The organism is Pseudothioclava arenosa, assembly GCF_002358085.1.
In the GTDB taxonomy this organism is placed as follows: Bacteria; Pseudomonadota; Alphaproteobacteria; order Rhodobacterales; family Rhodobacteraceae; genus Pseudothioclava; species Pseudothioclava arenosa.
On the sequence record NZ_NTJD01000013.1, the window covers coordinates 22,274 to 34,323 of the forward strand.

Below are 12,050 nucleotides of genomic sequence, written 5' to 3' on the forward strand. Positions count from 1 at the left end.
GTGATTGCGGGCCATCCTGTCGAGCGGGTGCAAACATGTCGTAGCCGGAGCGCGCCCGGCATTAACCATCTGTTATCGTTTGCTTTGGGCGGGCGTCGGAAAATCAAGAGCCCCGCAATCCGGACCGGATGCGGGGCTCTAGAGATATGGTGCCCAGGAGAGGACTCGAACCTCCACGCCTTGCGGCACACGGACCTGAACCGTGCGCGTCTACCAATTCCGCCACCTGGGCAGGTGTCGTGGAGCGCGAGATATATCCGGCGGCGGGGGCTGTCAACGGGGGCTGTGAAGAATTTCTTGCATAAGTTTCAACCAATATCCCTTTGCCCTTGTTCCATGGGGGGTGAGGCGCTAATCAAGGTGCGACATTTTCTACATGCAGAAAGGCCGAAGCCGATGTCCAAGCTGGTCACGATCTATGGCGGTTCGGGGTTTGTGGGGCGCTACATCGCTCGTCGGATGGCAAAACAGGGCTGGCGCGTGCGCGTCGCCGTGCGTCGCCCGAACGAGGCGCTGTTCGTCAAACCCTACGGTGCGGTCGGTCAGGTCGAGCCGGTCACCTGCAACATTCGTGACGACGTCAGCGTGCGCGCCGCCATGAAGGGCGCGGACGCGGTGGTGAACTGCGTGGGTATCCTTGTCGCTTGCGGCAAGAACAAGTTTGATGCCGTTCAGACCGAGGGCGCGGGCCGCATCGCCCGCATCGCCGCCGAGGAAGGCGTTGGCCGCCTCGTGCATATCTCGGCGATCGGCGCCGATGCGAAATCCGAAAGCGATTACGCGCGCACCAAGGCCGAAGGCGAAGACGCGATTCTCGCCGCCTATCCCGACGCTGTGATTCTCCGCCCGTCGGTGATTTTCGGAACCGAAGACGGTTTCTTCAACAAATTCGCCACGATGACGCGCTTTACTCCGGTGCTGCCGCTAGTCGGTGGCAACACCCGCTTCCAGCCGGTCTGGGTCGAGGACGTCGCGCAGGCCGCCGAAAAGGCCGTGCTGGGCCAGGCCAGCGGCACCTACGAACTGGGCGGGCCTGATGTCGCGACCTTCAAGGATCTGATGGCCGAGATGCTCCAGATCACCAACCGCAAGCGTCTGATCCTGAACCTGCCCTTCGGCATCGGTTCGGTGATCGGCGGCGCGCTTGACCTCGTGCAGATCGTTTCGGGCGGCCTGATCGTCAACAAGATCCTGACCCGCGATCAGGTCAAGAACCTCAAGCGCGACAATGTCGTGGCGCAGGACGCGAACGGCTTTGCCGAGCTTGGCATCACGCCGACCCCGGCCGCGGCGGTTCTGCCCGACTACCTGTGGCGTTTCCGCCCGCATGGCCAGTACGAAGCCCTGCGCGCCTCTGCGAAGAATCTGCGCAAGCTCTCGTGATGAACGACACAATCGTTGCGGGGTTGCTCGGTCTGCTCGAAGGGCTGACCGAGTTCCTGCCGGTTTCTTCGACGGGCCATGTTCTGCTGGCTGGGCATTTCCTCGGGTTCGAAAGCTCGGGCAAGGCCTTTGAAGTCGTGATCCAGCTTGGCGCGATTTTCGCGATTGTCGGCGTCTATGCGCGTCTTTTGTTCAATACCTTCCGTGCCGCGCCGCATGATCCGCAGGCCCGACGGTTTATCCTGTCGGTGCTGATCGCCTTCCTGCCGGCGGTGGTCGTGGGCGTTCTTGCCCATGACATCATCAAGCGCGTCCTGTTTGAAACGCCGATGCTGATCGCAGTGATGCTGATCCTGGGCGGCATCGTGTTGCTGCTGGTCGATCGCTGGAAGCTTGAGGTGCACTATGACGACGCGTCGCACCTGCCGCTGTCGACAGCGTTCAAGATCGGCGTGATTCAATGCCTTGCGATGATTCCCGGCACCTCGCGTTCGGGCGCGACAATCGTCGGTGCCATGTTGATGGGCGTTTCCAAGCGCGCCGCGGCGGAATTCAGCTTTTTCCTTTCGATGCCGACGATGGCGGGCGCTTTTGCCTATGATCTCTATAAGAATCGTGATGTCCTGTCGGCGGATGACCTGAACCTGATCGTCATCGGGTTCGTCTTTGCCTTCGTCTCGGCGGTTTTCGTGGTGCGCGGGCTTTTGGATTTCGTCAGCCGCCACGGCTACGCCCTGTTCGGCTGGTGGCGAATCATCATCGGCTCGGTCGTAATCCTCGCACTCGTGCAGGGTTACTAGGCGTTAGGTATAATGTCCTGACCTAATTTTGCTGGAATTGACCATATGTCGCGGCGGCAGGCCGCAAAATTCCGCAATTTAAGTCACAATTGCTGACTTTATTTTTCTTGCGTTCGGGTGTACGAGGGCTGGCCGGATTTATCTAGGAGGCGCAGCCATGGCCAAGCAACGCATGCTCAAGTTCGTCACGACCACGAAGGAAATGCCCGAGAAACGTGACGCGGCTGTGCGCAACCACGACTTCAACGAGATCTATCGCGAATTCGCCGATGCGAAAGCGACCGAGCAGGCCTCGCGCTGCTCGCAATGCGGTGTGCCCTACTGCCACTCGCACTGCCCGCTGCACAACAACATCCCGGACTGGCTGCGCCTGACCGCCGAAGGCCGCCTCGAAGAGGCCTACGCGATCAGCCAGTCGACCAACACCTTCCCGGAAATCTGCGGCCGCATTTGCCCGCAGGACCGCCTGTGCGAAGGCAACTGCGTGATCGAGCAATCGGGCCACGGCACCGTTACCATCGGCGCGATCGAGAAATACATCACCGACACCGCCTGGGACATGGGCTGGGTCAAGCCGATCAAGCCGGCGACCGAACGCGCGGAAACGGTTGGCATCATCGGTGCGGGCCCGGGCGGCCTTGCGGCGGCGGATATGCTGCGCCGTGTCGGCGTCCAGGTCACTGTCTATGACCGCTACGACCGCGCTGGCGGGTTGCTCACCTACGGCATCCCCGGCTTCAAGCTGGAAAAAGACGTCGTCATGCAGCGCGTCAAGCAGCTCGAGGATTCGGGCGTCGAGTTCGTGATGAACTGCAATGTCGGCACCGATATTTCCTTCGACGCGATCCGCGGCAAGCATGACGCCGTGCTCATCGCGACCGGCGTCTACAAGACCCGCGGCCTGCGCGAGCCGGGCTCGGACGCGGCCGGCATCGTGCGCGCGATCGACTATCTCACCGTCTCGAACAAACTCAGTTTCGGCGATGACGTGCCGGAATACACCAATGGCACGCTGAATGCCGAAGGCAAGAACGTGGTCGTCATTGGTGGCGGTGACACCGCGATGGACTGCGTGCGCACGGCGATCCGCCAGGGCGCGAAATCGGTGAAATGCCTCTATCGCCGCGACCGCGCCAACATGCCGGGCTCGCAACGCGAAGTGCAGAACGCCGAGGAAGAAGGCGCGCAATTCGTCTGGCTGGCCGCGCCGGCCTCGTTCGCGGGCAACCCGGTGCAGTCGCTGACCGTGCAGAAAATGCGCCTCGGCGCACCGGATGCCTCGGGTCGTCAGAGCCCCGAGCCGATCGAAGGCGGCCTCTACGAAGAGCCCGCCGATCTGGTGATTATGGCGCTCGGCTTCGAACCCGAGAACCTGCCCGAGCAATGGGATGCCGACGATCTGGAAACCACGCGCTGGGGCACGATCAAGGCCAGCTTCGGCACGCATGAAACCTCGATCCCCGGCGTTTTCGCGGTGGGCGACATCGTGCGCGGCGCGAGCCTCGTGGTCTGGGCGATCCGCGACGGCCGCGAAGCCGCCGACTCGATCGTGAAATATCTCGACGGCGCCGCGAAAGTCGCCGCCGAGTAACGCGCGGCCACAGGCCTGCGCCCCGCAAAAGGATGACTGACGTGAACGCTTCATTGCGTATTCTGGCACTGCTCGGAGGGGGCCTCGCCCCCCTCTCGGGGCATGCTGCCGGCACGTTTCAGCCGCCTGCGGGCTGCATGCTCGAGATGACCGTGCAGATGCGCAGCTGCCAGGTCGCCAACCATTACGTTTGTGCGGATGCGCCCGGTGACCGCTGGATTTCCTACTGGGATGATGAAGGCGAGTACTTCATCTCGCGCATCGACCCGCAGACGCGCTGGATCGAAAGCGTGAACCTCGCCACCGGCGAAATCGATCGCCTCGACGAGGCTGCCTCGACCGATCATGCCTCGTTCGACGCGCTGCTCGCCGAAGGGCGCGACGAATATGACTTCGTGACGCTGAACAATTTCGGCGAGCGCGTGCGCTATCAGGGCTACGACTCGCTCGCGGCGCAGCCGGTGACCATCGACGGCGTGGCGCTCGAACGTTGCAGCTTCGATCTTGTCGCGAGCGACGAGGCCGGAAATTTCCTGTCGCGCCGCTCCGGCATGCAGCTCGTCTCGCGCGAGCTGCGCCTGTTCTTTGCCGAGGCGGAAACCTTCGAGAATGCCGTGGGCGAGACGTTCCAAAGCTCGGACGCGCCCATGACTTTCGCCTTCGAAGGCGAGCAGGGTTTCGGCGAGACCGAGCCGAAATTCGGCTGCGATATGATGATGACGGCCCTGCCGACAGACACACGGGGGCTGCAATGACACCGGCGCAGCTCCAACCGCAATCACCGGCGCGCTGGCCGCAACGCACAGCGACCGCGCCCGAACTACCGCAGAATGCCTGTTTCGCACTCTTCAAGGAGGCACTGAAATGACGAAATATGATGACGCCTGGGTGGCAGCCGAGGAAGCGAAGCGCCAGTGGATGGCCGAAAACTCGCTCTACAAGGCGGATGACGAGAAAGCCTCCTGCGGTGTGGGTCTGGTCGTTTCGCTGAACGGCAAGGCAAGCCGCAAGGTCGTGGAAAACGGCATCGACGCGCTCAAGGCGATCTGGCACCGTGGCGCGGTTGATGCCGATGGCAAGACCGGCGACGGCGCGGGCATCCACGTTCAGATCCCGGTTCCCTTCTTCTACGATCAGGTCAAGCGCACCGGCCACGAGCCCGATCGCGAAAAGCTGATCGCGGTTGGTCAGGTCTTCCTGCCGCGTACCGATTTCGGTGCGCAGGAACGTTGCCGCACGATCATCGAATCCGAAGTTCTGCGGATGGGCCACTATATCTACGGCTGGCGCCACGTTCCGGTGAACACCGAAGTGCTGGGCGACAAGGCCAATGCCACCCGCCCCGAGATCGAGCAGATCCTGATCCGTTGTGACAAACCGATCGACGACGAGCAGTTCGAGCGCGAACTCTACATCATTCGCCGCCGTATCGAGAAAGCGGCGATCGCGGCGCAGGTCGCGGGGCTTTATGTTTGTTCGCTCAGCTGCCGCTCGCTGATCTACAAGGGCATGATGCTGGCCGAGCAGGTCGCCGAGTTCTACCCGGACCTCAAGGACGAGCGCTTTGAATCGGCCTTCGCGATCTATCACCAGCGTTATTCGACCAACACTTTCCCGCAATGGTGGCTGGCGCAGCCCTTCCGCATGCTCGCGCATAACGGTGAGATCAACACGATCAAGGGCAACATCAACTGGATGAAGTCGCACGAGATCCGCATGGCTTCGACGACCTTTGGCGAGATGGCCGAGGACATCAAGCCGATCATCCCCGCCGGGGCCTCCGATTCGGGCGCGCTGGATGCGGTGTTCGAGGTGATGGTGCGTTCGGGCCGCTCGGCGCCGATGACCAAGACGATGCTGGTCCCCGAGGCTTACTCGCATTCCGACAACATGCCGCAGGCGTGGAAGGACATGTATGCCTATTGCAACGCCGTGATGGAGCCGTGGGACGGCCCCGCCGCGCTCGCGATGACGGATGGCCGCTGGGTCTGCGGCGGTCTTGACCGTAACGGCCTGCGTCCGCTGCGCTACGTGGTGACGGGCGACGGCATGCTGATCGCCGGTTCGGAAGTCGGCATGGTGCCGACCGACGAAGGCAGCGTTGTCGAGAAAGGCGCGCTTGGCCCGGGCCAGCTGATTGCCGTCGACATGAAAGAGGGCAAGCTCTATCACGACGCCGCCATCAAGAACCGCCTTGCCGGGTCGCAGCCCTTCGGCGAGTGGATCGAGAAAATCGTCGATCTGAACGACATCCTTCGTGACGAGCCGGAAGTCGCGCTCCACTCGGGCGCCGAGCTGCGCAAGCGTCAGGTCGCGGCGGGCTACTCGATCGAAGAGATCGAGCAGATCCTCACGCCGATGGCCGAGGATGGCAAGGAAGCCGTGGCCTCGATGGGCGACGACACGCCGCCGGCGGTGCTGTCCAAGCAATACCGCCCGCTGAGCCATTTCTTCCGCCAGAACTTCAGCCAGGTCACCAACCCGCCGATCGACAGCCTGCGCGAAACCCGCGTGATGTCGCTCAAGACGCGGTTCGGCAACCTCAAGAACGTGCTCGACGAAGACAGCTCGCAGACCGAGATCCTCGTGCTCGAAAGCCCATTCGTCGCCAATGGCGAGTTCACCGCGCTGCGCAAGCAATTCGGTGACAGTGTGGCGGAAATCGACTGCACCTTCCCGGCCAATGCCGATCAGGAAGCGCTGCGCGAAGGCCTGACCCGCATTCGCGGCGAGGCCGAGGATGCCGTGCGTTCGGGCGCGATGCATCTTGTGCTGACCGATGAACAGCAAGGCCCGGAAAAAGTCGCGATGCCGATGATCCTCGCGACCTCGGCCGTGCATTCCTGGCTGACCAAGAAAGGCCTGCGGACCTTCTGTTCGGTCAACGTGCGCTCGGCGGAATGTATCGATGCGCATTACTTCGCGGTGCTGATCGGCGCCGGTGCGACCACGGTCAACGCCTATCTGGCTGAAGACACGATCGCCGACCGGATCGAGCGCGGCCTGCTGGAAGGCTCGCTGATCGACAACATGCGCCGTTACCGCGATGCGATCGACGCCGGCCTGCTCAAGATCATGGCGAAGATGGGGATCTCGGTGATCTCGTCCTACCGTGGCGGTCTGAACTTTGAAGCCGTGGGCCTGTCGCGCGCCATGGTCAACGAGTTCTTCCCGGGCATGCATTCGCGCATCTCGGGGATCGGCCTGCATGGCATTCAGCACAAGCTGGAGGAAATCCACGCCAAGGGCTGGGTGCAGGGTCAGGAAATCCTGCCGATCGGTGGCTTCTACAAGGCCCGCCGTTCGGGCGAGAGCCATGCCTGGGGCGCGCAGAACATGCATCTGCTGCAACAGGCCTGCAACCGCGCCAGCTATGACCTCTGGAAGCAATATTCGACCCTGATGCGGTCGAACCCGCCGATCCACATCCGCGACCTGCTCGACATCAAGATGCTGGGCAAGCCGGTGCCGATCGAAGAGGTCGAATCGATCACCTCGATCCGCAAGCGCTTTGTCACCCCCGGTATGTCGCTCGGCGCGCTGTCGCCCGAGGCGCACATGACGCTGAACATCGCGATGAACCGGATCGGCGCGAAATCCGACTCGGGCGAGGGTGGCGAAGACCCGGCGCATCACGTGCCGCTGCCGAACGGCGACAACCCCTGCGCCAAGATCAAGCAGGTGGCCTCGGGCCGTTTCGGCGTCACCGCCGAATACCTCAACGCCTGCGAAGAGCTTGAGATCAAGGTTGCGCAAGGTGCGAAACCGGGCGAGGGCGGCCAGCTGCCGGGCATGAAAGTGACCGACCTGATCGCGCGCCTGCGTCACTCGACCAAGGGCGTGACGCTGATCTCGCCGCCGCCGCACCACGACATCTACTCGATCGAGGACCTCGCGCAGCTGATCTACGACCTGAAACAGATCAACCCGCGCTGCAAGGTGACGGTGAAGCTGGTGGCCTCGTCGGGCGTCGGCACGATCGCGGCGGGCGTGGCCAAGGCCAAGGCCGACGTGATCCTGATCTCGGGCCACAACGGCGGCACCGGCGCTTCGCCGGCGACCTCGATCAAATACGCGGGTCTGCCGTGGGAGATGGGCCTGACCGAGGCGCATCAGGTTCTGGCGATGAACAACCTGCGCGAACGCGTGACCCTGCGGACCGATGGCGGTCTGCGCACCGGCCGCGACATCGTCATGGCTGCGATGATGGGCGCCGAGGAATACGGCATCGGCACCGCCGCGCTGATCGCGATGGGCTGCATCATGGTGCGTCAGTGCCAGTCGAACACCTGCCCGGTGGGGGTCTGCACGCAGGACGAACGCCTGCGCGCGATCTTCAACGGCTCGGCCGACAAGGTGGTGAACCTGATCACCTTCTACGCGCAGGAAGTCCGCGAGATCCTCGCCTCGATCGGCGCGCGCTCGATGGACGAGATCATCGGCCGTGCCGACTTGCTGACCCAGGTCAGCCGTGGTTCGGCTTTCCTCGATGACCTCGACCTGAACCCGCTGCTGATCACCGTCGATGGCTGGGACAAGATCGTCTACGACCGTTCGAAGCCGCGCAACTACGTGCCCGACACGCTGGATGCCGAGATCATCAAGGATGGTCACCGCTTCTTCGAGGATGGCGAGAAGATGCAGCTCAGCTACGCGGTGCGCAACACGCTGCGCACCATCGGCACGCGCGCGTCGAGCCACATCGTCAAGAACTTCGGGATGCGCAACGCGCTGCAGCCCGACCACCTGACGGTGAAGTTGACGGGGTCTGCCGGGCAGTCGCTGGGGGCCTTCGCGGCGCCGGGCCTCAAGATCGAGGTTTCGGGCGATGCGAACGACTACGTCGCCAAGGGTCTGTCGGGCGGTATCGTCGTGGTGCGTCCGCCGATGGCGAGCCCGCTGGTCGCGAGCGAGAACACGATCATCGGCAACACCGTGCTGTACGGGGCGACCGACGGTTACCTGTTCGCCGCCGGCCGCGCGGGCGAGCGTTTCGCGGTGCGTAACTCGGGTGCCAAGGTGGTGGTCGAGGGCTGTGGCTCGAACGGTTGTGAATACATGACCGGCGGTGTCGCGGTCATCCTCGGCTCGATCGGCGCGAACTTCGGCGCGGGGATGACGGGCGGCATGGCCTATCTCTATGACCCGGATGGCACCGCCGAGGACTTCATCAACCCCGAAAGCCTCGTGACCTGCGGCCTCGGCCACGCGCATTGGGAGCATCAGCTGAAAACCCTGATCGAGCGTCACGCCGCCGAGACCTATTCGCGCAAGGCGCAGGACATCCTGCAGCACTGGGAGACCGAGAAGGCCAACTTCCTGCAGGTCTGCCCGAAAGAGATGCTGGTGCACCTGCCCCATCCGCTGACCGATGAGGCCAGCGCGATGCCGGCGGAATAAGCCTAAGCGCGTTTGTCATCGGGGGGCGGGGCCACGGGTCTCGCCCCCTTTCCTTTGCCGTGCGGTCTTCACTTGACCCGCCCCGGCGTCGCGGGATTTATGGGGTCATGGCGAGCAGTCGATCCAAGAAAAAGGCACCCACTCCGCGCGCAGGCCTGATGGCGGGCCTGTGGGCCTCGATGCGTGCGCCGCTGCGCTGGGCGCTGAAATGGCTGGGCCGCGGGCTTTTGGCCGCGGTGGCGGCGCTGCTGGCGCTTGTCGTGCTGTTCAGCTTCGTTAACCCGCCCACCACGCTCACGATCTGGTCCGAGGCGCACCGCCTCGGTTCGGTCGATCACGAATGGACCCCGGTCGAGGAAATTGCGCCGGTGATGCTGCGCTCGGTCGTCGCGGCGGAGGACGCGAATTTCTGCCTGCACTGGGGCTTTGACATGCGCGCGATCCGGCAGGCGCTGGACGAGGGCGCGGGGCGCGGCGCCTCGACGCTCAGCCAGCAGGTCGTCAAGAATGTCTTCCTCTGGCAGGACCGCAGCTGGCTGCGCAAGGCGCTGGAGGCGATGATCACGCCGGTGGTCGAGGTGGTCTGGTCGAAGCGGCGTATCCTTGAAGTCTATCTGAACGTGGCCGAGTTCGATGAAGGTGTCTTTGGCATCAACGCCGCCGCCTTCCGCTATTTCCGTACCTCGCCCGAGCGCCTGAGCCCGCGTCAGGCCGCGCTCCTGGCGGCGATCCTGCCCGACCCGAAGGGCCGTTCCGCCGCGAAACCCAGCCAGTTCGTTTTGCGCAAGGCCAGCCAGATCGTGGATGGTGCCGAGACGATCCTGCGCGATGGCCGCGCCGACTGTTTCGAGTAAGCGGTGATCGGCTAACCCCCCAAAAGGCCGTTGCAATTTTCCCGGAAAGGGAAAAACTGGGGGAAGTTCACGGGGGTAATCATGAGGTTCCGAGGGGTGGTCCGGATTATGTTCTGCGCGGCGGGCCTCGGCGCAGGCGCGGCAAATGCTGCCGAAACCTGGAGCCTGAGCTGCACCGAGGCGACGCCTTCAGCCTATTGCCTGCTTTTCGAATCCGTTCTGCGGAACCAGCATCCCGACTGGACAATCAGCCACGCCGCTCCCGGCACTTCTCCCGAGTTGCAGCTCAGTCTCTCCGAGATCGGGGTGAATGCGCTGGGCGCTCAATTGCGCTGGCGGCATTCCGAAACCGATTGGCAAGCTGGCCCCGAACTGGAATTTTCCGTGATGGACGAAAAAATGTCAGAGTCCATGGTTAGGAAGTTTTTTGTCAAACTGCTTGAGCACAGCAAGTTTATTCCCGGATCCGAATAACGATCCGCAGTAGCCCCGGAGGTTGTTTCGATATGTGTACGATGTGCGTGCTGAAGTCGCAGAGTGAAGAAAGCTGCTCCTTCGAGGTGACCACGGTCACGACCTATCAGACCATCATCGAGACGTCGGATTCCGACTGGGCTTCCGGTAACGTCTATTACCTTTCGCCCGGGGACACGTTCCTCGGATCGATCAGCTTCGCCGGTGACATAGACACGGTGCGGATCTGGCTTGACGCCGGGACGATCTATACCTTCGATCTTAGCGGCATTGATGGCGGGGGCGGTTCGCTGTCGGACCCCTACCTCGTGCTCTGGGATCCCGCTGGCTATTTCGTGGCCGAGAACGATGACGATGGCCTGACCTGGGACTCATCGCTGACGGTCACGGTGACGACTTCGGGATACTATGATCTCGACATGTCCTCCTCGCCTTATTTCGATGCGAACGGTACCGGCACCTACACCTTGGATGCCAGCTTCGGCACGCCGTTCGTCATGCCCGACGCGGGCACGCTGGACGAACTCGCGGATTACCTGATCAACGGCTATTGGGCCGATAACGGGATCTCGTCGCGCAAGTTCGATACGTCGGTCTCCAACGAGATCACCGTGAACCTGACCGGGCTGACGGCCGAGGGCCAGCAGCTTGCACGCTGGGCGCTGGCAATCTGGTCCACCTATGCGGATCTCGTATTCACCGAGGTCGCCGGCGCGGCGCAGATCACCTTCGACGATTCCGAACCAGGCGCTTACTCGAGCGCGACCACAAGCGGCGGAACCATCCTCTCGGCCGAGGTGAACATTTCGGTGGATTGGATCAACAGCTACGGCGTCACCTTCGATAGCTATTCGCTTCAGACCTACATCCACGAGATCGGCCATGCGCTCGGTCTTGGGCACCAGGGCGCCTATAACGGCTGGGCCGAATTCCCCTACGACGCGACCTTTGCCAATGACAGCTGGCAGATCTCGGTCATGTCCTATTTCAGCCAGGCCGATAACACGCTGGTGGACGCAAGCGAGGCCTATGTCGTTTCGCCGATGATGGCGGATATTCTCGCGATTGCGCAGATGTATGGCCTTTCGGATGAGACCTTCGGGGATACCACCTGGGGCACCGGGAGCACCCTTGGCGAAACCATGGCTATGATCTTCGCCGCGCTCGAGGATGGCGCCAGCTCGCCCTATTACGCAGGGTATCCGGTGGCGCTGACGATCTCGGACACCGGTGGCATCGATACCATCGACCTGAGCGGCTACCTTGGCGATCACTATCTCAGCCTTGTCGCCGAGACCTTCTCGGATATCGGCGGGCTCGTCGGCAGCCTCGGGATTGCGCGTGGAACCGAGATCGAGAATGCCGTTGGTGGTGACGGAAACGACACGATCATCGGGAATGAGCTCGATAACGGGATCTGGGGCGGCCTTGGCAACGATTACCTTGACGGTTCTTCTGGGGACGACGTTCTTTACGGGTCTGCCGGGGCGGATACGCTGGATGGGGGTGTTGGGAACGACACGCTTTATGGCGGCAACCAGGGGGATT

General features: G+C 62.7%; 8 protein-coding genes and 1 tRNA gene. 8 read left to right on the forward strand and 1 reads right to left on the reverse strand.

Going from position 1 to position 12,050, the window contains the following annotated elements:
- Nucleotides 1–147: 147 nt before the first annotated feature.
- Nucleotides 148–232, reverse strand: a tRNA-Leu gene (locus CLN94_RS13470).
- 164 nt (nt 233–396) lie between these two features.
- On the opposite strand from CLN94_RS13470, the gene CLN94_RS13475 reads away from it, so the two are divergent.
- From CLN94_RS13475 to CLN94_RS14230, 8 genes are all read left to right on the forward strand, one after another.
- The gene (locus CLN94_RS13475; protein ID WP_096434508.1) at nt 397–1,383 is read left to right on the forward strand and encodes a complex I NDUFA9 subunit family protein; all 987 of its coding nucleotides are present in this window, start codon (nt 397–399) and stop codon (nt 1,381–1,383) included.
- Nucleotides 1,383–2,183: an undecaprenyl-diphosphate phosphatase gene (locus CLN94_RS13480; protein WP_096434510.1), complete on the forward strand. Its 801-nt coding sequence runs from the start codon at nt 1,383–1,385 to the stop codon at nt 2,181–2,183. The genes CLN94_RS13475 and CLN94_RS13480 overlap by 1 nt, the downstream gene beginning before the upstream one ends.
- Nucleotides 2,184–2,340: 157 nt before the next feature.
- Nucleotides 2,341–3,774 (forward strand): NAD(P)-dependent oxidoreductase, encoded by a 1,434-nt coding sequence (locus tag CLN94_RS13485; protein WP_096434512.1) that lies wholly within the window; start codon nt 2,341–2,343, stop codon nt 3,772–3,774.
- 41 nt (nt 3,775–3,815) lie between these two features.
- Nucleotides 3,816–4,529: a hypothetical protein gene (locus CLN94_RS13490; protein WP_143598937.1), complete on the forward strand. Its 714-nt coding sequence runs from the start codon at nt 3,816–3,818 to the stop codon at nt 4,527–4,529.
- 109 nt (nt 4,530–4,638) lie between these two features.
- Nucleotides 4,639–9,174: a glutamate synthase large subunit gene (gene gltB, locus CLN94_RS13495; RefSeq protein WP_096434516.1), complete on the forward strand. Its 4,536-nt coding sequence runs from the start codon at nt 4,639–4,641 to the stop codon at nt 9,172–9,174.
- 158 nt (nt 9,175–9,332) lie between these two features.
- A complete protein-coding gene (mtgA, locus tag CLN94_RS13500) occupies nt 9,333–10,028 on the forward strand; it encodes a monofunctional biosynthetic peptidoglycan transglycosylase (RefSeq protein ID WP_245845248.1) in 696 nt (231 codons plus the stop codon).
- A gap of 81 nt (nt 10,029–10,109) precedes the next feature.
- Nucleotides 10,110–10,502: a hypothetical protein gene (locus CLN94_RS13505; protein WP_096434520.1), complete on the forward strand. Its 393-nt coding sequence runs from the start codon at nt 10,110–10,112 to the stop codon at nt 10,500–10,502.
- A gap of 32 nt (nt 10,503–10,534) precedes the next feature.
- Nucleotides 10,535–12,050 (forward strand): M10 family metallopeptidase C-terminal domain-containing protein (locus CLN94_RS14230; protein WP_143598938.1); only part of this gene is annotated, 1,516 nt, incomplete at its 3' end.

Coding starts and splice junctions, on each gene's coding strand:
- gltB (WP_096434516.1), top strand. CDS start 4,639: ATGACGAAATATGATGACGCCTGGGTGGCAGCCGAGGAAGCGAAGCGC.
- mtgA (WP_245845248.1), top strand. CDS start 9,333: ATGGCGGGCCTGTGGGCCTCGATGCGTGCGCCGCTGCGCTGGGCGCTG.
- CLN94_RS13505 (WP_096434520.1), top strand. CDS start 10,110: ATGAGGTTCCGAGGGGTGGTCCGGATTATGTTCTGCGCGGCGGGCCTC.
- CLN94_RS13475 (WP_096434508.1), top strand. CDS start 397: ATGTCCAAGCTGGTCACGATCTATGGCGGTTCGGGGTTTGTGGGGCGC.
- CLN94_RS13485 (WP_096434512.1), top strand. CDS start 2,341: ATGGCCAAGCAACGCATGCTCAAGTTCGTCACGACCACGAAGGAAATG.
- CLN94_RS13480 (WP_096434510.1), top strand. CDS start 1,383: ATGAACGACACAATCGTTGCGGGGTTGCTCGGTCTGCTCGAAGGGCTG.